At 66.5% G+C, this 21,954-nt stretch carries 21 protein-coding genes; 5 read left to right on the forward strand and 16 right to left on the reverse strand.

Annotated features, from left to right (window positions below):
- Positions 1–241: 241 nt before the first annotated feature.
- The 7 genes from C935_RS0110580 to C935_RS0110615 all read right to left on the reverse strand — a co-directional run bounded on the left by C935_RS0110580 (position 242) and on the right by C935_RS0110615 (position 5,854).
- A complete protein-coding gene (locus C935_RS0110580; RefSeq protein WP_018862469.1) occupies positions 242–1,549 on the reverse strand; it encodes a nitrate regulatory protein in 1,308 nt (435 codons plus the stop codon).
- 127 nt (positions 1,550–1,676) lie between these two features.
- Positions 1,677–2,033, reverse strand: a complete 357-nt coding sequence (locus C935_RS0110585) for a DsrE family protein (RefSeq protein ID WP_018862470.1) — start codon at positions 2,031–2,033, stop codon at positions 1,677–1,679.
- A gap of 91 nt (positions 2,034–2,124) precedes the next feature.
- Positions 2,125–2,367, reverse strand: coding sequence for a hypothetical protein (locus C935_RS0110590; RefSeq protein ID WP_018862471.1), 243 nt, complete (start codon positions 2,365–2,367; stop codon positions 2,125–2,127).
- Between the two features lie 73 nt (positions 2,368–2,440).
- Positions 2,441–3,079 (reverse strand): TIGR04282 family arsenosugar biosynthesis glycosyltransferase, encoded by a 639-nt coding sequence (locus C935_RS0110600; RefSeq protein WP_018868580.1) that lies wholly within the window; start codon positions 3,077–3,079, stop codon positions 2,441–2,443.
- Complete coding sequence (locus tag C935_RS0110605; protein ID WP_018862473.1) at positions 3,072–3,776, reverse strand: TIGR04283 family arsenosugar biosynthesis glycosyltransferase; 705 nt, start codon at positions 3,774–3,776, stop codon at positions 3,072–3,074. Before C935_RS0110605 ends, C935_RS0110600 begins: the two co-directional genes overlap by 8 nt.
- A gap of 14 nt (positions 3,777–3,790) precedes the next feature.
- A complete protein-coding gene (locus C935_RS0110610; protein ID WP_018862474.1) occupies positions 3,791–4,483 on the reverse strand; it encodes a TVP38/TMEM64 family protein in 693 nt (230 codons plus the stop codon).
- A gap of 6 nt (positions 4,484–4,489) precedes the next feature.
- Positions 4,490–5,854: a replication-associated recombination protein A gene (locus tag C935_RS0110615; protein WP_018868578.1), complete on the reverse strand. Its 1,365-nt coding sequence runs from the start codon at positions 5,852–5,854 to the stop codon at positions 4,490–4,492.
- A 133-nt stretch (positions 5,855–5,987) separates the two neighbouring features.
- On the opposite strand from C935_RS0110615, the gene C935_RS0110620 reads away from it, so the two are divergent.
- From C935_RS0110620 to C935_RS0110635, 4 genes are all read left to right on the forward strand, one after another.
- Positions 5,988–7,223, forward strand: a complete 1,236-nt coding sequence (locus tag C935_RS0110620) for a GTPase family protein (protein ID WP_018862476.1) — start codon at positions 5,988–5,990, stop codon at positions 7,221–7,223.
- On the forward strand, positions 7,220–8,755 hold the full coding sequence (locus C935_RS0110625; RefSeq protein ID WP_018862477.1) for a GTPase family protein: 1,536 nt from the start codon (positions 7,220–7,222) through the stop codon (positions 8,753–8,755). The genes C935_RS0110620 and C935_RS0110625 overlap by 4 nt, the downstream gene beginning before the upstream one ends.
- Positions 8,752–9,978: an MFS transporter gene (locus C935_RS0110630; protein ID WP_018862478.1), complete on the forward strand. Its 1,227-nt coding sequence runs from the start codon at positions 8,752–8,754 to the stop codon at positions 9,976–9,978. The genes C935_RS0110625 and C935_RS0110630 overlap by 4 nt, the downstream gene beginning before the upstream one ends.
- A gap of 127 nt (positions 9,979–10,105) precedes the next feature.
- Positions 10,106–10,666, forward strand: coding sequence for an SRPBCC family protein (locus C935_RS0110635; RefSeq protein WP_018862479.1), 561 nt, complete (start codon positions 10,106–10,108; stop codon positions 10,664–10,666).
- Positions 10,667–10,702: 36 nt separating this feature from the next.
- Here C935_RS0110635 and C935_RS0110640 read toward each other — a convergent pair whose 3' ends face one another.
- The 3 genes from C935_RS0110640 to C935_RS0110650 are packed head-to-tail and all read right to left on the reverse strand — an operon-like array spanning position 10,703 to position 15,326.
- Positions 10,703–11,914, reverse strand: coding sequence for an acetoin utilization protein AcuC (locus C935_RS0110640; protein ID WP_018862480.1), 1,212 nt, complete (start codon positions 11,912–11,914; stop codon positions 10,703–10,705).
- On the reverse strand, positions 11,911–14,469 hold the full coding sequence (locus C935_RS0110645; protein ID WP_018862481.1) for a nitric oxide reductase activation protein NorD: 2,559 nt from the start codon (positions 14,467–14,469) through the stop codon (positions 11,911–11,913). The genes C935_RS0110640 and C935_RS0110645 overlap by 4 nt, the downstream gene beginning before the upstream one ends.
- Entirely contained in the window at positions 14,466–15,326 is an 861-nt protein-coding gene (locus C935_RS0110650) for a CbbQ/NirQ/NorQ/GpvN family protein (protein ID WP_018862482.1), read from the reverse strand. The genes C935_RS0110645 and C935_RS0110650 overlap by 4 nt, the downstream gene beginning before the upstream one ends.
- A gap of 245 nt (positions 15,327–15,571) precedes the next feature.
- On the opposite strand from C935_RS0110650, the gene C935_RS0110655 reads away from it, so the two are divergent.
- Positions 15,572–15,889: a hypothetical protein gene (locus C935_RS0110655; protein ID WP_018862483.1), complete on the forward strand. Its 318-nt coding sequence runs from the start codon at positions 15,572–15,574 to the stop codon at positions 15,887–15,889.
- A gap of 89 nt (positions 15,890–15,978) precedes the next feature.
- Here C935_RS0110655 and C935_RS0110660 read toward each other — a convergent pair whose 3' ends face one another.
- The 6 genes from C935_RS0110660 to C935_RS0110685 all read right to left on the reverse strand — a co-directional run bounded on the left by C935_RS0110660 (position 15,979) and on the right by C935_RS0110685 (position 21,941).
- Complete coding sequence (locus tag C935_RS0110660) at positions 15,979–16,365, reverse strand: hypothetical protein (protein WP_018862484.1); 387 nt, start codon at positions 16,363–16,365, stop codon at positions 15,979–15,981.
- A 55-nt stretch (positions 16,366–16,420) separates the two neighbouring features.
- Positions 16,421–17,464: a lipoate--protein ligase family protein gene (locus C935_RS0110665; protein WP_018862485.1), complete on the reverse strand. Its 1,044-nt coding sequence runs from the start codon at positions 17,462–17,464 to the stop codon at positions 16,421–16,423.
- A 3-nt stretch (positions 17,465–17,467) separates the two neighbouring features.
- Positions 17,468–17,887, reverse strand: coding sequence for a hypothetical protein (locus C935_RS0110670; protein ID WP_018862486.1), 420 nt, complete (start codon positions 17,885–17,887; stop codon positions 17,468–17,470).
- A gap of 142 nt (positions 17,888–18,029) precedes the next feature.
- Positions 18,030–19,001 carry a hypothetical protein gene (locus tag C935_RS0110675; RefSeq protein ID WP_018862487.1) on the reverse strand — a complete coding sequence of 324 codons (972 nt, stop codon included), beginning with the start codon at positions 18,999–19,001 and terminating at the stop codon, positions 18,030–18,032.
- A gap of 210 nt (positions 19,002–19,211) precedes the next feature.
- Positions 19,212–20,516, reverse strand: a complete 1,305-nt coding sequence (locus C935_RS0110680; protein ID WP_018862488.1) for an OmpP1/FadL family transporter — start codon at positions 20,514–20,516, stop codon at positions 19,212–19,214.
- A gap of 252 nt (positions 20,517–20,768) precedes the next feature.
- The gene (locus C935_RS0110685; protein WP_018862489.1) at positions 20,769–21,941 is read right to left on the reverse strand and encodes a radical SAM protein; all 1,173 of its coding nucleotides are present in this window, start codon (positions 21,939–21,941) and stop codon (positions 20,769–20,771) included.
- Positions 21,942–21,954: the final 13 nt, after the last annotated feature.

Raw genomic sequence — 21,954 nt, forward strand, 5'->3', positions numbered from 1 at the left:
AGGTGACGAACCGCCATTGGCTCGTCTTGCTCAATGTCCTGCAGGAGGTGTGCCAGTTAGCCGTTACTAATCGACCCCGCGAGGAAGAATCGCACCGTGGCGCGGGAAAATCGGATGGTCTCGGCTACTCAATCGAACCCCGGGAGACCCACGCCGACCGCAATCCCGCAGACAGCGGCACCACCCTGGGGCGCGCTGGCGGTGCAGGTGAACTGCATTGGTGCACCGCGCGAGGAAACTACTACAAGCCCTTGCCCAGCAGATCCGACATCGCGACCGTCGCCTCGGCGACCTCGGCCAGGCGCCGGTTCTGGTTCATCGCCGTCTGGCGCAGGAGCTTGTAGGCCTGGTCCTCGCTGAGGCCACGGTGCTGGATCAGAAGCGCCTTGGCACGCTCGATGGTCTTGCGTTCGGCCAGGGCCTGGCGTGCCGCATGCAGTTCGTCCTCCACCGACTGCAACCGGGCGGCCTGGCGCTGCACCAGGTCCATCACCGAGTGCCCGACAATCGGGACGTTGAGCACCGTCTCGCCATCCTCCTCGTGATCCAGACCCTCCGGCGCCCCGAAGAACACCGCATACGGAACGCTGTCACGCAGCTCGGATTCCGCCAGTTGGGCGATGCGGTCACGCACCGCGCCCAGGTCCGCGCGATCCGCCGTAATGCGTGCCGAGCAACGCTCGTTCAGGTGCATCTCCAGGAGGTCCTCGATCTCCTTCATCGCGTCGATGCGCGCGGTGGTGCAGGCAAACCAGGTCTCGGCACGGGCCGGGTCCGGCAGGGACTCGTCCCGGGTGCAGGCCAGACGGCGCAGCCGCTCGACCTCCGCCGAGAAGCCCGCGCCCTGCAGTTCCTGCCAGGCCGCGCAGGCCGGCTCCGGGGCAAACGCGGAGAAGATCCGAAACGAGCGTTCCTGCGTATCGATCCGATGCAGCAGGGACTGACGCAGTTCGCCATCAAACGCGCCCCGGCCAAAGCCGGCGGCCCCGATCGCGCGTTCCTGGCCCGCCAGCTCCTTGCCCTGCATGAAGTTCAACAGGGCGACCAGAGCTCGCGAGACCTCCGGGTCCGTGGCGGAATCGGCGGCCTCGAACACCACCGCCAGTAGCGACCGGATCAGCTCGCTGAAGCCGCGCATCGCCTCCATCGGCGAGAGCGTGCGTTCGCTGACCTCCGCCCGCAGGCTGGGCAGGCCCGACAGGCCATGCAGCGCCAGCGCCATGCGCCCCAGCAGACGACTGCGCGCGTGGGCACAGGCCCCGGGCTCCAGCCAGCCATCGAGGTGTTCGCGAAACGCTTGGGCGGTAGTGTCGGATTCGGCTCGGTACTGCGCCAGCTCGTCCGCATAGCGCTGCCCACCGGAGCCGATCCAGAGGCTGGAGGCCCCGCGTTCGCGCTGGAGCTGATGCACCAGCGCACGGATGCGCCCGACCAGCTGTACTGCGTCCAGCAGGCGCTCCAGGCTCACCACCTCGCACTTGCGCGAGGCGACCAGGAAATCGCCAATGGCCTCTTCGAAGGAAAAACTCGGGGATGCGTTCTGGGTCATGCTCGTCGTCCGCGGATCATTCCCGGAACAAACAAGCATGCGATGTGCCAGTTCGAGGGACTGGCACAGGAAGTGCGGGTAAATACGGGCGGGGGATCACACCCCGCCCGCGGACCGGCCCGCTCGATCAGAAGCTCATGGAGCGATCGAACTCGGCAACGGCCTGGACGTACTGACCCATGCCGGCCATCTCGGCATTCGGCAGGAAGTTGTGCTCGCCGACGTCGCGGCCGTTGGCGCAGGCCTCGCAGGCCCAGAACGGGACGCCTTCCTCGACCAGCGAGTCCACGATGTCCTTCATCGCCGGCATGTTGTGGCCGACGATCTTGTCGTAGACATTGCGGTTGGCGATGTTCACGGCCTCGCCCTGCAGCCAGACGGTCACGTCATGGCCCTGCTGCTTGGCCACATTGGCGGCGATCATGCCGAGGGTGGCACGGGTGGGGTCGTCGGTACCGGCGGTGACAGAAACGATAAAACGCATGGGACTCTCCTTGGTCACGTCAAAGTGGCAGGCACCGTAGCGACCCAAGCCGGGGCCGTCGAGTTCCCACAAGCCTCAAGGAGACGCCGAGTCAGGAAGCGCCTTTCGACGCAATACTCATGCGATAGAGCTTGAAGGCCATCAGCAACCAGGGGATGGCGTGCATGATCAGGTCGAGGATATCGATCGCGCGAGTCAGTTCGCCCTGGAAGAGCCAGCGGATCTTCTCGACGATGTGCGGCTCGGGGACATAGGGCGACAGCCCCAGGGTGGCCACAAACAGAATGAACAACCACAACGGGGCACGGTCGACCCAGGCAACAAACGCTTTCATGGCGCGCATCCTACCCGAAGCCTGGCCCAGCTTGCGACTGCCCCGGGACCGGGCGCGTCCTGGAGAGCCGTTCTCAAGGCGTCGTTATGCCACGCAGGAGAACCGGCGGACAATGCGCCAGGTCCTCCGGGCGGTCGATGTCGGCCCGCGCTTCCAGCTCCGCCCAGACAAGACCCTGAGCCCGGGCCCGCTCACGGGTCTGTTCCAACACCCAGTCGCTGCCCCACTCGATGGCCTCGAACAGCTCCGGTACGGGCCGCGCGGCGGCCAACAGCACGTAACCGCCATCCAGCGCCGGGATCACTACCACATCCTGGCCTCCGGCCAGTGCACTACGTGCGGCGACCAGATCCCCAACACCCAGCGTCGGGGCGTCGGACCCCATCACCAGTGCCGGAAACGGCCCGGCCTCCAGTGCATGGCACATGCGGGCCCCGAGGTCATCACCCACCTGGCTGTGCAGGGAACAGCCAAAGCGTTCGGCACAACGCTCGAGGAACGGATGATCGGTATCCGGGGTGCACCACAGCTCCACATGGTCCGGTGCCACTTGACGGGCCACGTCCAGCGCGTGCTCCAGCAACCGCTCGTGCAGCCGTGCGGCGCCCTCGGCGCCCAGCGCTGGGATCAGCCGGGTCTTGGTCCGGCCCGGATCGGGCGCGCGGGCAAAGACCAGTACACGCAGTGCTTCCGACGGCCGCCGGTCAGGCATCGCCACGATACAGTCGCGCCAGCCCATCCGGGCTTACACCCAGCCAGTAGGCCAGGCGCAACCGCCACATCAGCCAGATCGTGCGCCATGCGCCCTTCTGTTCCCAACGCCGCGACGACGTGACCAGCCGGGTGCGCAGGCACCTTGGGCGCCCCACCGAGCGCTTCAGTCGCCGCGAGAGCTCGATGTCCTCCATCAGCGGCTGATCCGGCCAGCCGCCCACGGTATCGAACGCCGAACGCGTGACGAAGACACCCTGATCCCCGGTCGCGATCCCGCTCAGACGCGAGCGCAGGTTCATCATCGCACCGATCAGCGCGAATATCGCGCGCCCCCCCGACAGCCGGACATCGAAACGCCCCCAGGCGCGATCGCCCCGGGCCACCGCATCACGCAGGGCGTGCACCGCCACCCCAGCCCTGTCCGGGAACGCCGTGTCCGCATGCAGGAACCAGAGCACCTCGCCGCGGGCGCGCTCGGCACCGGCATTCATCTGCCGTGCGCGGCCGGGGGCACTGGACAGCACGCTCACGCCGCGTTGCTCTGCCTGCTGGACAGTACCGTCCGTGCTCCCCCCGTCGACCACGATCACCTCACAGTCGAGGATTTCGCCCAGCGTATCCAGCAAGGACGGGAGGGATCCGGCCTCGTTCAGCACCGGGATGATCACGGACAGGAAGGGTGACTCCCGTGACATGGTTACCGTGGGACTCAGGCGGGCGACTGGACGGATTTCTGCCCCTGCCAGATCCGGTGCAACAGCCGAGGAAGCAACAGCACAAGGGCCAGTACGGCGAGAATCGCGAGCCCCAGCTGAACCCGGTTGTCCGCATCGCCTGCCACCATCTCTCGCGTGGCGTGGCCCAGCCAGGAATAGGCGAACAGGCTGGGGATCAGTGCGACCAGGGTCGTGACTGTGAACACAGTGAGCGGCATGCGCACCAGGCCCAGGGCGTAGTTGGTCGGGGCGAACGGGAACACCGGCACCAGCCGTGTCAGTGCGACCACGCGCCAGCCCTCGGCCTCCACATCCTCGCGCAGCCGTGCGCTGCGCGGACCCAGACGCGGTTCCAGCCAGGGTTGCAGCAGGGTACGCGCCAGCGTGAACGCGATGATCGCGGCGATGGTCGCCGCCAGCAGGCTCAGAGCCCCGCCGGTGAACGGCCCGAACAACGCCCCTCCCAACAGGATCCAGAAGGTGCTGGGCAACGGAAACAGCGCAAGGACGACAAAGGCCAACACAAACACCATGTAGGCGCCCGCCCCCCAGCTGGCGAGCCACGCCTCGACGTCCTGCAGCGGCAACAGCTCGGGCCATTCGGTGGTAAGCGCCACCCAGCCCAGCGATCCTGCCAGCAGGATCGCGGCCAACAGCCACCAGCGTCCGGGATGATGTATCTGCATGGGTCCCTATTCCTTGTCGTCGCCGCGCAGTCGCTCCAGCCGCTCGGCCAGCGCGCGCTCCGTACCCTCGCGTTTCGCTCGATAGAAGTGCTGATCCTCCAGCCCTTCGGGCAGATAGACCTGCCCGCGCGCGAAACCATCCGGTTCATCATGATCATAGCGATATCCCGCGCCGAACCCCTCCTCGCGCATCAACTCCGTAGGGGCATTGCGAAGATGCAGGGGCACGCCGGGGCTGCCCGTCTCGCGGATGCTTGCGCGGACCTCGTTCAACGCCGCATAGGCGCTGTTGCTCTTGGGGGCGGCGGCCAGCTCGATCGCCACCTGGATCAGCGCGAGGTCGCCTTCCGGCCGCCCCAGGCGCTCCATGGTCTGCCAGGCCGCCAGCACCCGCGCCCCCAGCCCCACGGCCGCCAGCCCGATGTCCTCGTAGGCCATGCGTAGCAGGCGCCGACCGAGATAATCCGGGTCGCAGCCGGCATCCAGCATGCGCGTGAGCCAGTACACAGCCGCACTGGGGTCTGACCCGCGCACCGACTTGTGCAGGGCGGAGATCTGGTCATAGAAGGCATCGCCCTGGCGATCGAAGGCCAGGCTCTGCGCCCCCATCACCGCGCGCAGCGCGTCGGCGGTGATCTCGCCGTCGCGTGCCAGATCCGAGGCGGTCTCCAGCCAGTTCAGTGCGCGCCGGGCATCGCCATCCGCCGCACGCGCCAGCCGCTGGCATTCGGTGGCCTCCAGCCGCAGCCCGCGCCCCCCGAGTCCGCGCTCGGGATCGCTCAGCGCCCGGTCAATCAACGCCTCGATCGCCTCGGCGCCGACGGACTCCATGCGATAGACACGCGCTCGCGACAGCAACGCACTATTGAGCGCGAACGAGGGATTCTCGGTCGTCGCACCCACGAAGGTCAGTGTCCCGTCCTCGATGTGCGGCAGCAGGGCATCCTGCTGGCCCTTGTTGAAGCGATGGATCTCGTCGATGAACAGCAACGTACCGACCCCGTTGCGTCGCCGGGCCTTGGCCGCGTCCACCACCGCGCGCACGTCCTTGACCCCGGCCAGTACCGCGGACAGCGTCACCAGGCGCTGCGCCCCGGCCGCCGCTACCAGGCGGGCCAGCGTGGTCTTGCCGCAGCCCGGAGGGCCCCACAGGATCATCGACGGGGTCTGCCCCTGCTCGATCGCCTGGCGCAAGGCGGCATCCGGGCCGACCAGATGATCCTGGCCCACCATCTCGTCCAGCCGCGCCGGGCGCATGCGCTCGGCCAGCGGTGCGTTCGGGTCCGGACCCTGTACGGCCGGTTCGGGCTCGGGGGGCAGTCCGCCCGCATCCGGACCGAACAGGTCGTCTTCGGAAGTATTGCTCATCATTTCAGTGTACCGCGCCCGCCGCGAACATTGGCCGAGACATGGCACACTGAGCGGCGGGCTGGCTCACAAGCCCTGCACAGTTGCGCCCTCTTCACTGACGAAAGGTTTCCATGCCGCGAAACGGAATCACAGCATGAAGATGCCCTGGCAATCCCTCCGCCTGCCGAAGGGCCTCGGCTGGCGCAAGATCATGCAGGTCGTCCTGCGGCCCGAAGCGGAGGCCCCCGATGCCGACGTCGTGGCCGAGCGGGCGCGCGAGCAGGCCCCCGTGCTGTGGCTGCTGGGCAAGGTGCAGTCCGGCAAGAGCACGCTGGTGCGCGCGATCACGGGCGACTCCAATGTGGCGATCGGGACCGGTTTCAAGAGCTGCACCCGGACTGCACGCGCCTACGACTTCCCGGCCGAGGCGCCGGTGCTGCGCTTCCTGGACACGCGGGGTCTGGGCGAGGTCGCCTATGACCCCGGCGAGGATCTCGCCGAGCTCGCAGGCCACGCGCACATGGTGGTCGCCGTGGCGCGCGCGATGGATCTGCAGCAGGAGCCCGTCCTGAATGCCCTGCGGGACATTCGCCGCCGGCATCCGAACTGGCCGGTCCTGGTGGTGCAGACCTGCCTGCACGAGGGCTATCCCGACGGGCGCGATCATCCGCCCTACGCCGAGCTGGACCGCAGCCCCGGGCTGGAGGAACTGAACCGCGCGCGGCGCACCCAGGCCGAGGCCTTTCGCAACCTGCCCGGGACCGGACCGGTGCAGATCGTGCCCGTCGATATCACGCCCGAGGACGAGGGCTTCACCCCGACCCACTACGGGCTGGACGCCCTGCTCGACGCCCTGGAGAATCTGGCTCCCGAACGCATGGGGGTGATCCTGCAGGGGCTGCGCCAGTCCACAGGCGGCGACGCCCGTCGGCTGCGCGCCCGATCGCACATCATCGGCTACGCCAGCGTGGCCGCGACTACCGATGCCGTACCCCTGCTGGGTCTGTTCTCCGTGCCGGCGGTCCAGGGAAAGCTGCTGCACAGCCTGGCCAGCATCTACGGGGTCACCTGGGATTCCCGCAGCCTGCGCGAGTTCTCCGCGGCGCTCGGTTCCAGCACCCTGCTCGGCCTGGGCCTCAGCCACGGCGCCCGGCAGGTCGGCAAGCTGGTCCCGGTCTACGGCCAGACCGCGGGGGCGGCGGCGGCGGCCGCCACCAGCTTTGCCACCACCTATGCGCTGGGCTATGCCGCACGTCACTACTTGGCCCGTCGACATGACGGGCGCGAGGCCACCGCCGGGGTAGAACAGGCCTACCGCGATGCCCTGCGCGAGGCCCTGAACCTGGCCCGGCACCGCCAGGCCGGGCCCTCGGGGAACGACACGCCATGAAACGCCGCTGGCTCACCCGCCTGCAGGTCACGGGCGTCACCTTCGCCGCGGTCCTGCTGCTGTCGCCCTTTGTGGTGGCCTTCGTCCTGGGTCTGCTCTGGCTCTACGAACACAATATCCTGCTGATCTGGATCGCCGCGGCCGCCATCGCCGCGGGCAGCGTATGGGGCATGACGCTGTGGGCGCGCTACCGGATCAAGGTCCACACCCGCGAGCGGACGACCGAGCCCGTGCGCCCCGCCGATGGCGACTGGGCGCCACTGGAGCACGCCGCCTGGGCCGAGGTCATGCGCCTGAGCGAGCATGCCAGCGGCGAGATCGTCACCGACTACGACCGTCTGCGGGAGGCGGGCGAGGAAACCCTGCGTACGGTGGCCGCGCACTATCACCCGGAACAGGAAGACCCCATCTGGGAATTCACCGTGCCCGAGGCCCTGCTGCTCAGCGAGCGGGTCAGCGCCCGGCTGCGCAAGATCCTGCTGGAGGAAGTCCCGTTGTCGGATCGCCTGCGCATGGGCCAGATCCTGCGCATCTGGGGCTACCGCCCCATGGTGACATCGGGGTTGTCCTACGGGCGCACGGCCTACAAGGCCTATCGTATTGCTCGCCTGGCCAATCCCCTGCACGCCCTGGCCGCCGAGCTGCGCGACCGCTTCTTCAACGAGCTCTCTGGCACCGCACGCGAATACCTGCTGCGACGGGTCGCACGCATCTGGATTGAGGAGGTCGGCCGCGCGGCGATCGAACTCTACTCCGGCCGCCTGCAGCACGATGCCGACGCCCTGGCCAAGATCGCCGACCAGGAGACACAGGCGAGTAATCCTGCAGAGGAGGCGTTCCCGGGCCGGCCGAAGATACTGGTCGTGGGCCAGCCACAGGCCGGGAAATCCACGCTGGTCAACGCGCTACTGGGGGAATACCGCGCGGCTACGGACGTGCTGCCGCTGACCGCCGAGCAGGAGGGCTATCTGCTGACCCTCGCGGACGGCCAGGAACTGCTGCTGGTGGACACCCCGGGGCTCGGCGACCGCATGGATGTCGATACCCTGGTTGAAGCCACCCGGACCGCGGACCTGGTGCTCTGGGTCGCACCGGCGCACCAGGCCGACCGTTCCCCGGACAACAAGGCGCTGCAAGCCATACGGCGCTTCTTTGCGGAGCACCCGGATCGACGCCAGCCCCCCATTCGCATTGTGGCCAGCCATATCGATCGCCTGTCCCCCGCACGCGAATGGGAACCGCCGTATGCGATCGACCCGCCGGAAGCCCGGCCAAAGGCGCAGAACATCGCCGCCGCCCGGCAGGCGATCGCCGCGGACTTCGGCCTGCCCGAACAGGAGGTGATTCCTGCCCGGCTCGATGGCGCAACGCCCTACAACATCGACGGCCTGACCAGTGAACTGGAAACGCTGATCCCGGCCATGCAGCAAACCCGCAAGACCCGGCTGCTGCGCCACCCGTCGTCCCGAAGCTGGCGCCAGATCTGGCGCCAGACCCGCAAGGGGGCCGGTCGCCTGTTGGGTCGCCGATGACCCTCCGTCGACGCCAGCATCAGGGCGATCCCTCCCTGGACTCCCCGACCGCCTGGCTCGCCTGCGGGCTCTCCCTTGTGGCGCTGTTCGTGGCCTTTGGCATCGCGTACAGCTACGGGGCGTTTTTCTCCTCCATGGCACAGGAGTTCGGTACAAGGCATGCCGGATCCGCGCTGTTCTTTTCCGCAACTGCCCTGTTGTTCTTTGGCCTGAGTGGCGTAACCGGTCCTCTGTCCGACCGTATCGGCCCGGGCCCGCTGCTCATTGCGGGTGGCCTGTTCATCGCGGCGGGTCTTGTCGGGACGGCGCGTGCCGGCGAACTCTGGCAGGCCTATCTGGCCTATGGTCTCGGCGTGGGTATCGGGGCGAGCTGCGTGTTCGTACCCGTCGTGGCCGCGGTCGGGCGCTGGTTCTCCCGCAGGCGCTCCATGGCCCTGGGCATCGCGGTGTCCGGCATCGGGCTGGGCGTCCTCGGCTTTGCACCCTTGTCCGCCTGGCTGATCGAGCTCCACGGCTGGCGCTCGACATACCATTTCTACGCGCTCGCGGCGGCCATCATCCTGCCGCTGGCCGGTATCCTGTATCCGCGGCCCGGGCGCGCGCCGGATGGTACCCATGCCGCCACCACCCGCTGGGGTGGGCGCCGCTTCGCCCAGCTCTACCTGGCGACCTTTCTGCTCAATACGATTATGTACGTCCCGTTCGTGCACCTGCCGCCCGCGGCCGAGGCGGGCGGCATCGATCCGCTGCGCGCGGCGGGTCTGGTCGGGATCATCGGGCTGGCGAGCGTGGTCGGGCGGCTGGCGATCGGCATGCTGGGCGATCGCTATTCCCTGATGCATCTCTATCGCGGGTGCTTCGTGCTGATCACGCTGAGCTTTCTGATCTGGGGCACCGCAGACAGCTATGCCACCCTCGTGCTGTTCGCGGTGGTACTTGGTTTCGGGTACGGCGGGTACATCGCCCTGACACCGGCGATCCTGGCCCGCCTGTTCGGCCTGTACAGCCTGGGCCGCCTGCTGGGCATGACCTACACCGCCGTGGCCCTCGGCGCGGCGCTGGGTCCGGTCCTCACCGGGCTTGGGGTCGACCTGACCAGCAACTATCTGATGATCCTGATCGTGCTCCACCTCGTCGGTCTTCTGGCCGTTCTCGCCACCCTGCCAATCCGCAACGAGGCCGTCACGGCGAGCACGCACTCCCGACACGACAGTGATCCCTGAACTCCTTGCCTATCATCACGATCCGCCCCGCTGCCGCAAGGCGGCATGAACCCTGGTCGCATCCGGAGATCGAATTCTTCGACAGGCCGCCGATAAAGCGACAGCCGCAACCCGGGAGGTACATTCGATGCGAACGTGGCCCGCCCTCCTCCTGGCTGCCTCGATCTCATGGATCCCCGGTGCGGCACTCGCGGTGGAGGTACTCGAACGGCATTTTGATACCGATGGCGACCGGTACACGCTGGAGGTAACCTTCCTGGTCGAAGTCCCACCGGAGACCCTGTGGTCGTACCTGACGGATTACGACGCACTGAACCGTTACTCGGAATCCATCCGCGAGAGCCGGCTCGTGTCCCGATCCGATGACCAAGCCGAGGTCGCAAGCGTCGTGCACAGCTGCGTGTTCGTGTTCTGCCGGACCATCCGCCGGCACGAGCGAGTGACCGAATACTACCCCGAACGCATCGATGCCGAAGTCGACCCGGAACACAGCAATCTGCTCTCGGGCGCCACCCGCTGGGATCTTCAGCCCGAGGCCGGCGGCACCCGTCTGACGATACACATGCATGTGGAACCGGACTTCTGGATACCCGGATTCATCGGGGAGACCCGCATTCAGCGCGCCACCCTGCGGGAGACGACCGAGCTGCTGCGCTACATCGAACGCGATTACCGCTCCAGCCGCTGACGCGCAGGCACCAGCACTGCAGGTCCTCTACGAACGTCAGAGCAACGGGTGCCCTGCCAGCAGCCGGTCAAGACGATTACGCAGTTCGTCGCGTACCGGACCAGCGCGATCCGCATCGAGACGGGAGGTAAAGAGGGACTCGTACCATTCCTCTTCTTCGTCCATATCCCAGTCGACCTCGCGCAGCAGGGCCTGGCCGGCCTCCGGGATTGCGGCGGGGAGCTCGCGACCGGTCAGCAGGGCCCAGACCCCGGTCCAGCAGCGCGCCAGCGCCAGCGGGTGATAGCCGCCGCCTCCCAGGACCAGGAGCCTCGGCGTGCCGTCGGCGTGGCGCGGGCTGGTCTCGATCACGTCGTCGATGCAGGCGAGGAAGCACTGGGTGGAGATGCCGAACTTGCCGAGCGGATCCGGCAGCAGCGCATCGGTACCGGCCTGAACCACGACCGCATCCGGCTGCCAGCGAATGCGCACGGCCTCCCAGACGGCCGTGAAGGCGGCGCGAAACTCGCTGTCGTTGGTCTCCTTCGGCAGCGGCAGGTTCACGGCGTTGCCCAGCGGTCCGGTGTCCTCGATGCGGCCGCCCTCGAAGGGGTAGCCGTATTCGGTGTCCATGTGCAGGGAGACGGTGAGCACGTCCGGATCGTCGGTGAATGCCGCCTCGACCCCATCGCCGTGGTGGGCGTCGATGTCCAGATAGAGCACGCGCTGCCCGGCCTGACGCAGGCGCAGGATCGCCAGCGCCGGGTCGTTGAAGTAGCAGAAGCCGCGGGCCTGGTCGGGAGCGGCGTGGTGCATGCCGCCGGCCGGATTGAAGGCCATGCACCCGTCCAGCACCACCTCGGCGCCCTGGATGGAGCCCCAGGTGGCAGTCGCCGGGGTGGAGTAGAAACCGGCGAAAAACGGGTTCTCGAAGTTGCCGATGTTGTGGCGGTCGCGGTAGCGCTGGAACACCTTGCCGAGCGCCTCGGCGCGCTGCATCGCGGCCACGTACTCGCGGGTGTGGAACCACTCGAGTTCGGCCGGCTGTGCCTTGCGCGATACAGCCATTTCCTGCGGCGTGATCGCGTCATAGGCCTCGATCAGGTCGATGGTCAGCGAAACGCGCGGGATCCCGAGCGGGTGGTTGTCGCCGTAGCTGTGGCCGCGGTAGCGCGGGGCATGCAGCAGCGTGGCATGACGGCGGGCCGGCTCCGGGTGCCGGTCCGCGGCCCCGGTGGATGCGTCGATGGCTTCGGGGGTGGCACTCACTGTCGCAGCCTCAGGTAGATCTCGGGCAGACGGCGCGGCAGCTCGTCCACGTGGTCGATAATGGTGTAGTGGCCGGGACCGAAGATCGCCGGCAGGTATTCCGAACCGGACGGGTCCAGGGTGATGCAGAACGGGTGCACGCCGGCGTCCACCGCCTCCTTCATCGCCATGCGCGTGTCCTCGTGCAGGTAGCGCTGGTCGCCGCCGTCGTCGTAGTCCGCCGGGCGGCCGTCGGACAGGATCAGCAGCAGCCGGCGCTGGGCCGAGCTGCGCCGGAACGCATCCAGCGAATGGCGGATGCCCGCACCCATGCGCGAGGCCAGGCGCCCGGAGACCCCGGCGATGCGGGCGCGGACGGTGTCGTTCAGGTCCTCGTTGAAGTCCTTCAGCCAGTAGTAGTTGACCTGGTCGCGCTGCTTGGAGGCGAAGCCGGAGATCGCGTAGGGGTCGCCGACCTTCTCGATCGCCTCGGCGAACAGCATCATCCCCTCGCGCACGCGGTCGACGATCTTGCCCTGCCCGCCCGGGTGGCGTGCCATGATCGAGGTGGACATGTCCGCCAGCATCATGACACCGGTATCACGGTGCTGCACCGCACGGCGGCGGTAGATGAAGGCCTTCGGCGACAGCCCCGCCTTCTTGTCGGCGATGAAATCGATCACCGCCTCGGTGTCCAGCTCGTCGCCGTCCATCTGCTTGCGCTGCGGTGCCAGGCGCATCGGGCGCTGCATCTCCAGGCCGCGGGTCAGGCGTTTCAGGGTATCGGCGTTCTCCGACAGGATGGTGGCGGCCCGTTCCGGGTCCTCGTCGTCCAGCACCCGCTCGTAGAGGTTCACCCAGTCGGAGATATAGCGCTGCTCGCGGTAGTCCCACTCGGGATACGGGATGCCGTCCTTCTTCGGGGTGTAGGGAGCGGCGCGCTTGGCCACCTGCGCCGGCTGCGGGATACCCGTGCCGATGCGCCCGCCGGTGCCGGAGGTCTCCTGCTGCGGGGTCTGGATGTCGGCGTCCGGGTCTTTCTGCGCCTGCTCCGGGGCCTGCTGCGGCTGTTCTTCCTGTTTCTGGTGCTCGAACTTGTGCTCGTCGTGCGCCTCGTGGTCACGGAAGTCGGCCAGACTGCCATCGCGTTTCTTCTGCGGATACACCGGCAGCGACTGGTTCAGCGACAGCCCGGGCAGATAGGCCTCCGCGCGTTCCTCGATGGTGATCTCGGGAAAAGCTTCGTCGGCGAACAGCTCCTCGCCAACCGCCCAGGCGGTGACGACGTCCGCGTCCGACTCCAGTACGCGCGTCAGACGCGGGTCCTGCGGCTCACCCCGTAGCAGGGCCTGGTGGGCCTTCAGCGCGAAGTCGAAATAGACGCCGGCCGCGCCCTCCGGGCGCCCGTGGACTTCGGCCAGCGCCACCAGGCGCGGCAGGAAGTTCGGGATGCGCGGGGCCAGACGCGCGTTCACACGCAGGTCCTCGGCCAGGTCGAACAGCACCTGGAAGCGGAACATGCGCGCCTCGAATGGCGCGAACAGTGGGCGCCAGGTGATGCGCGAGCGGTCATCCAGAGGCGGATGCTCGGCACCGGCGCGCTCGAACAGGCGCTCGACGTCGGCGTGCGCATACGTATCGAAGGCGAGATGCGCGGCCGCGTGCTGGGTGGCGACCATCGCCTCCTCGCGCGAATCCATCACCGCCGGCATAAACAGTCGCCGGCCGTCGGTCTCGAGCATCGGGCGGCCCTCGCCCGGCTTCCAGCTGGAATCGGCCAGCGGGATATCGGCATCCAGCCAGGCCAGCAGCACCAGGCGCAGGAAACGCCCGTGCATGCGCGGGCGAAAGCCCGGCAGCGCCTCCAAAAGCAGCTTCAGGCTCTCGTCGCTCTCCAGGCGAAAGTAGGCCTCGCCGCGCGAGCGCCCCGCCTTCAGCAGGTCCGCGCCGCGGCGGGCCCAGGACAGCAGGCCCTGATCGCCGACCAGATTGCGGGCGATCGGCGCACCCTCAAGATATGCATCCAGGGTCAGACCGCGTTCGTCGAACAGTGTCTCGGCCGGCTCGATCAGCGCACGCAGGCCCTCGATGCCGCGCCCGGCGGAGAGCTTGTCGAAAGGCGTCTCAAAGTAGGCACGGGCATCGGGCAGGCTGCGTTCGCACCAGCGCAGACCGATCTCGGCCCACTCGCGCTCGCCGGCCTCGCCCCAGGCGTCATACACGCGATCGGCCTGGGCCATAAAGCCTTCCAGTGCATCGGCGGAGTTGACCCACTGCTTGAAGCGGGCAGCCTGCTCCAGCCACAGGTCCACTGTCTGCATGTGCTCCGCGAGTCGTGCGGAATTGCGCATGAAGCTCTTGCCGGCCTCGCGATCGTGGAAGAACAGGTCGCGCACGGTCTCGATCCAGCGCCGCGCGGTGGCCGCGCCGAACGCGCGGATGGCCGGGAGGGCCTCCTTGGTGTCACGGTGGGCGACGAAGCTGATGTCCTCCAGGTGCTGGAGGACCTCCTCGATCTCGACGAGGTCTTCGGCCTCCGTGTTCGCCCCGCCGTTGTTACGGGCGTGGTCGTTCACGCGGCTTCAGACTCGGGGAAGTGGGCGTCGAAGATCTCTTCCAGCGCCTGGATCAGCTCGGGGTCATCGGTGATCGGGGCGATCATCGCGGCGCGGCAGGCCACGCGCGGGCTCAGCCCTGCCTGCATCAGCTCGCCGGCATAGGCCAGCGCACGGGTGGAGGTCGCCTCTTCCAGTCCGTGGTCCTTCAGGGCCCGCGCCTTGCGCCCGGCGGCCACGAGTTTTTCTACCCGGCCGGCATCCAGGCCACCGGATTCCTTGGCCACGATCTCGCGCTCGACATCCTCGGCCGGGTAGTCGAAGTGGATCCCGACAAAGCGCTGCTTGGTCGAGGGCTTCAGGTCCTTCAGCACCGTCTGGTAGCCGGGGTTGTAGGAGATCACCAGCATAAAGTCCTCGTGCGCGTCGATGATCTGGGACTTCTTGTCCAGCGGGAGCTGACGGCGGTGGTCGGTCAGCGGGTGGATGACCACGGTGGTGTCGGTGCGCGCCTCGACGATCTCGTCGAGGTAGCAGATCGCGCCCTCCTTGACCGAGCGGGTCAACGGGCCGTCCTGCCAGACGGTCTCCTCGCCCTCCAGCAGGAAGCGGCCGACCAGGTCGGAGCTGGTCAGGTCCTCGTGGCAGGAGACGGTCACCAGCGGCTGGCCGAGGGTGTGCGCGACATGCTCCAGGAAGCGGGTCTTGCCGCAGCCGGTCGGGCCTTTGAGCATCACCGGCAGACGCTTCGAGTACGCGGCCTGAAAGATCTCGATCTCGTCGCCCTGGGCCTTGTAGAACGGGGCATCGCCCGCGTCGCCGGGCTTCTCGATCACGTCACGTTCCACACCGCGGATACGGTTAATCAGGTTCTTCATGGGGTCTCCGATGCCGACCGCTGGGGCCGGGACTGGTGTATGCGCGGGTGCGGCGTTACCCTCCGCCGGGCTGGCGGCATGCCCCTCGGCATCCCGTCGTGTTCCCGCAGGCTTTGTTGTATCATTGGCTGTTTATATTCTATCGAACCTGCGCACTTCCATGAACCAAACGCCCTTCCCGGTGCGGGATCGGGCAGGTGAAGGCGCCCGCAAATCGGATTCAGCGCTTCAACAGAGGACCCGGTATGAAACTTGTCAAACTCGTCAAGCTGAACAACCTGCAGTACAACCCGAATCGCGATCCGGAAGTCTACCGGCGCCCGATCAACGAGGAATTCCGGGTCCAGGCCCTGCTGAACGGCTCCGGCACCGCACAGTGCAAGTTCTCGGTGGAAGGCGAGGCGCTGTGCGAGAGCAGCGTGTCCCTGCCGGGCACCTTTGACTGCAAGTTCAGCTTTGATACCGCCGGCACCCGCATGGGTGACCTGGTGATCGAGGCCAACGGCGAGACCTACCACGAGAAAATCCGCATCGACGTGCTGGAGCACGCCTGGATCGGCTAGGAGCCATATCCCGCGATCCGCGTCACGCCGCGGATTCGCGAATCAAAAAGGCCCCGAGGCAGACGCCCGGGGCCTTTTTGATGGGACGCTCAGCCCCAGTCGTACATGCGGATGAACTCGGGGATCTTGTCGATCATCTCTTCGCGGTCGAAGAAGCGATCCGCCCGCGCCAGACGCATCTCGTCGCGGATGTCCTGGTCCCCGCCAAAACAGAACACGGGCAGGTTGATCTGATACTCCATGCGCAGGATGCGAATCACATCCAGCGGGTCAAACACCTCGATCTCGTCCAGGTCCAGCAGCAGGAAGCGATAGAGCAGCACCTCGTTCCAGGCACCGAGATCCTCCAGATCGGTCACCGGGTGCAAATGCCAGTCATCCGGTAATGCGGCGCGGATCTGCTCGATCATCGCCTGATCCTGGCTCATCAGGATCAGGCGTTTTTCCAGCCGCCGTTCAATGGTCGGTTCGGACATCGGTTCGCCTCGTAAAGCTTGTTTGGGGAAGTATCCAGCGGCGCGCGGACCCGAATCAGGCGGCGATTCCGCGGTAGAGGCCATCGATCCGGGCGCTGACCTCGTCGACAATCACCGCGTCGAGCTGGCCGTTCAGGCGCGAACGCACACGCAGTCGCTCCGGCGACTCACCCACCAGGGTCTCGCGCAGCACGCGATCCACGCTCGGGTCCTCGCACCAGATGCGCGCAATGTGTGTCCCGGCGATATGCAGACGCAGGCGGCCGCAGTGCCCGCGCGTCTCGAATACATGGTTGTCGCGATTCACACGGATACCGTCGCGCACGGCCGGCCCGCCCTGACTGTCGGCCAGGTCGGCGAGCTCCTCGCGCCCGGCCGCCAGCCACCGGTCCCATTCCGCAGGCTTTGGACGGTAAGGCCGCGCGGGGGTACTGAAGCGGCGCTCCAGCACCTCGCTCAGCGCCGCCCCCAGTTGTTCCGGCGTCGGGGCCGCCTCGGCGCACTGTTCCGCACAATCGGTCATGCCCTCCTCCAGCGCCGGGCGCAGCCATTCTCGGTAGCCGTCGCTGGGGGCATGCACGCAGGCGAGAAATTGTTCCACCGGGAAGCGGCGCAGGAAGCTGGCACCAAACACACAGCCCTCGTTCAGCGTGGCCGCGCCCGTGCCCATGATCTTGCGTCCCTGCACCCAGACGTCCTGGCCGCGCGCCTCGACGCCTTCGAGCCCCAGGTCCCGCAGGACATCCATCGCGATGCCCAACCCCAGCGCGAACAGGTGCCGGTGGCCACGGGCAAGGACCTGGCGGGGCTGAATCAGGAAGAAGCAGGCCTGGTCGGCATCCACCCACACGGAGCCACCCCCGAGCGGACGGCGCACCACGGGCACGCCATTGGCCTCGCAGGCGGCAAGGTCCAGATCCACGGCCGGGTCCTGGCTGGCGCCCACGGAGATGTGCGCCTCCTGCGAGTGCACCCACAGCACGCGCAACGGCGACTCCGGCGGCGTGCTGCCCGCCAGGCCGGTATACAGGGCGTGGAGTTCTTCCGCGGAGCGGGCCCCGGCATCAATCCATTCCGGGGTGACCGTGGATGCGACCAAGGATCAGCCCTCGGGTTTGTCCTGCTCGGACGGGGCCTCGTCGTCCTTGCCGGGCTTGTAGAAGTAGCGGAAGTAGAAGTCGCTGCGCGAGAGGTCCTCGTACAGCTTGGCACGCTCCTCGACACCCCCGCGCATGATCTCGACCATGGCCATGGCCTGCTCGCCGTCGATGATGTGGATCCCGCCGGTCAACTCCTGGTCGGTATTCAAAAAATGTGCGGCCAACTCTTCCGGCTCCTGGATATACACCAGGAAGGACTTGCATTCAGGGTCCTCGAGATCCAGCGGCTGCATCACGATCTTGCCCAGCCAGGCCAGACGCGCCACCTGGTTGAACTGGTGGATATCGAGCTTCTTGCCCTTCTTGTACTTGTTGAGCTCGTTACGGATCTCGCCGATGTTGGCGATCTTCATCGATTTCATGGGGCGTGCATCCTGCCGCGAATGAACCGGGAGCATAAACAAGTCCAGCCCCCGGCCGTAAAAAAACCCCGGCGGACCGGGGTTCTTGAGAGGAACCCTGGGCTATTAGCTGGGTTCGTTCGCCATCCCTGGCGTTATGCTTCTACCAGTCGAAACCGTCGTCTGCGGGCTCCTCAAAGCCGGCCACCTCGCGCAGGGCATCTTCCAGCGCGCCCGGGACGCGGCGAAGCTGCATGAAGCTGTGATCGCCGAGCATGCGCAGATCCGGCCAGTGCAGCGCCGCACGAAAACGCATGTGCAGCGCCTCGATATCGCCCCCCTCCACCAGGATCTCGTATGGCACGTAGGCGGTGTGGCGAAGCTCGCGCACGTCGATCGTCTCCAGGGTGTTGAGGTCGGTGGCCTCGGAATCGGCGCCATCATCGGCCCGAATCGCCACGCCGATCAGCGTAGCGTCCGTTCCGGGGATATCCAGCCGGTAGATTTCCGATACCCCCGCACGCCGTTCCTCCAGCCCGCGATCGAGCTCGGACAGGGCGGCATCACGCGAGCCATGGCTACCCAGATCGTACGGGGCGTCGAAACGCTCCATGCCGAAGGTGTAGCGGTAGCGCTGCAGTTCCCTCGGCGTCATGCCGTCTTCCGAGCCAAAGTGCTGCTCGTCGCCCAGCACGTCGGCCAGGCGCGAACTGACGTCGTTCACCGACGCGTCGATGCGATAGGCATGCCGAAAGTACTCGAGGTTGTTGTAACTGACCTGAACCTCGCCGTTGGTCGCGGTCACGGCGACCCGGATGGGTGCGATGTATGCCGCCCGATCCTGGGAGCCCGCCACCGCCAGCAGGTCATCGTGGGTCACCACGATCACATGGCGATCGTCGCTGACGGCATATTCGCCCAGGGTCTGGAAATCGGCCCCTTCCAGGCGTTCGCGGACCGTCTCCGCCTCACTGCCGACATCGGAACCGGACGTGGTATAGGCCAGCACCAGTGGGCGATAGACATCGTCCGCCAATGCCGTGGCGGCCGCGCCCAGGGTCAGCAGACACACGCTGAAAAACGCGAGAACGGCAGGCACGCGAATGCCTCCGCGCAATGCGTGGATTGCTCGCATGGGATCCTCCTTTGGATTTGGTTCGAGCACAGGCTCGATCAGAATGCCTTCCGACGAAAGGGCCCGGGCCCCACCCCCCGATGGGTCCCGGTGCCCGGCGCCGGCCGCCTTCCCTGGCGGCAACCGGCCCCTATTCAAGGGCCGGTCGCTCATCCCGAAGCCCGCGCCGGGCACCGGTGCGGCCGACGACGGCCGCCCGGACACAATCGATCAGAAGCGGTACGCGTACCCGATCTCGAGTTCGTACTGCCGCATCTCGATCTCGATATCCTGCCCCTGGTACATGATGTTATCCCCGGATACTCGGTTACGCGGTGCGTACATCGCCGCGAAATTGACCTCGTGAGGACCAAACTCGCGAGTAAATCCGGCGGTAAAGTGATGCTTCACCACCCCGGGTGCCAGGATGTTCAGCATCACATCACGGGACTGAACGGGGTTTTCACCGCGGTTGTACCCGACTCGCCACGTCCAGCCGTTGCCACCGTCGATCTGCGCACCAAACTTGAAGATATTCACGTCCTCCCAGCCGAACCCAGGTCCGCCGTCGGCTCCGAACGGTGCCTGATTGGTGCTGGGATTCGAGATCGCATCGATCTCCGAGTAGCGAATCTTCTGATAGTCGGCCGATAGCGTCACACGGGGGCTCACGTCCAGCGAGACGCCAAGACCGTATGTCGACGGGATATCGAATTCTCCCCCATTGGCAAACAGCCCCGCGTAGCGATCGAAGTCACCCGCACGGATTTTCGAGCGATAGCTCGCGCCGACCCGGGCACCTTCGGCAAGCTCGGCCTGAAACCCGATCTGGGCGCCGTAGCCCCAACTGGAATCGGTGCGCCCACTACTCAGGTTGTCAGGGTCTTCGCTCATCGGGCCGAACGACCCAATCCCCTCGGCGCTGAACCGCTGGTAGCTAATGATCGGACTGAAACCAACACTCACCCGGCCATCGGCGAACTTCTGGGCATAGGTGGGAATGATGGCCAGCTGTTCGAGATTCACACCCGCAGTGCCATCACAAAAAACACCTCGCCCTGGCACGGGATTGCCCTGCTGATCCTGGCACTCTCTATCAATGGCCGGATAATCAGTGTTCATCCCTCCGTTACCAAGCAACGCGATGCCCCAGGAGCGATCCGCATCGATCTGCTGGACAAAGGCGAGGGAGGGAATGAAGAAGTTGTTGCTGTCGCTGTCGACACTGCCGCCGGCAAGCGGAAATTCACCTTGCTGTGGCTGCCGGTGCGGATCGCTAGCCTCGAACGAGCGTTCCGGGCGGAAGTAGGCGACCGATGCGTCGAAGCGGGTTTCCATGCCGGCGATACCGGCGGGGTTGATGCCAGGGGCGTAGGCGTCCTGGGAGATGGCCATGCCGACCCCGCCCATGCCCTTGGCCTTGGTGCCGAAACCGTGAGCGAAATAGCCGTTGGTGGCATTGGCGACGCTGGCGCTGCCCATTGCAAGGCCGACCGCGAGCGTCACCAGACTGCGGCGAATGATGCGTGCTTCCATGTTGTTCTCCTTTGGTGGTCTTCTTGTTGTATGGTCCCGGCACCTCCGGTTACCTGCGGCCCCCTTGTCTGCCGCGGGTCCGGTTTTGTGGTGCAGCGACCACTCGCGGGTGGACGACCCATCCCCCCGGGAGTTCTTTCGGCGGGGCCCCTGACATATCCCCACTCGAAACCTGAATATTCAAAAAGTCTAATCGACCCCCCTGACGTGCGAAAGCCCCGGAAGACCGGGGCTTTCAGCATACATCGAGTTTTATGCGGACTTCTCGTCCTCGGCCTCGTCGGCATCGAAGTCGAAGGTGCCGACATCCTCCCCGGCCATTTGCCGCTGGACAAACCCGACGTCCGTCGAGTTGAGGGCAAACGGAAAGGACAGGATGTCCGTCGGGCTGGAATCGCCGTAGGGGCGGTTACAGGCCGAGACCTCCTCGTCCGACTTCCCGGGGCAGCCGGAGGTCTGGAACGGCTTGCCGGAAGCAATCAATTCGTCGACCTCGGACTGCGGCAGGCCGAAGTCCACCACCTGGCCGTCGGCGTTGAACTTCATGTCGTCGATACGGCCGCCGGCGTAGTCGATCACGAAGCGGCCCAGCTGTACGCGGCGCCACTGGTCACGCGGGACCGGGTTCCAGTCCTCCATCAGCGAGCCCTCTTCCGGGAAGAAGGCAAACATGTGGTTGTGGCCGCCCAGGTCGCGGATGCGCTGACAGACCTGCAGGATCTCTTCCTCGGTCTCGCCCATGCCGCAGATCAGGTGTGCACCGAACTTTTCCGGGCCGAAGATCTCGGCGGCCCACTCGATCGCCTGCCAGTACTTGTCCCAGGTGTGCGGGCTCTCGACCGACTTGCCGCGGGTGCGCTCGAAGATCTCCGGCGTGACCGCGTCCAGTGCGACGGTGAAGATGTCCGCGCCCTTGTCCCGCAGGAGCTGGAGGTCCTCGTAGCTCATGGTGGTCGGGTTGGACAGGATCGACACCGGGATGTGGTTGACCTCGGCGACCCATTTCTCCAGCAGCTCGACGGTGTCGGCATCGGAGTTCGGGTGCGTGATCATGGAGATGCACATACGCTCGAACTGACCGGCGTCGGAGTTGTTTTTGACGCGTTCGATCACCTCGTCGTACTTGGCGGTCGGCCAGTCGACGCGGATGAAGTTGCGGTCGGCGTAGTCACGCGATTCCTCGCGGTGGCGCGCCAGGCCGCAGTACGAGCAGTTCGCACGGCAGCCTTCCGGGTAGGTCACCAGCAGGTTCAGGCAGTGGGTGCAGGACGTGCGGTGCATGGTGCCCGGCACCAAGCCCAGCGTGATCGCAGCCGCCGTGGACATCTGCACGTATTCCGGCGAACGCATGTCCGGGGTCTTGATGTGATAATCGGGCCGGTAAAAGTTGATCGGCGCGACCATCTCCTCTGCACTTGCACTCATGGAATTCCTCCAG

Source organism: Thioalkalivibrio sp. ALJ3 (assembly GCF_000377205.1).
Classification (GTDB): domain Bacteria; phylum Pseudomonadota; class Gammaproteobacteria; order Ectothiorhodospirales; family Ectothiorhodospiraceae; genus Thioalkalivibrio.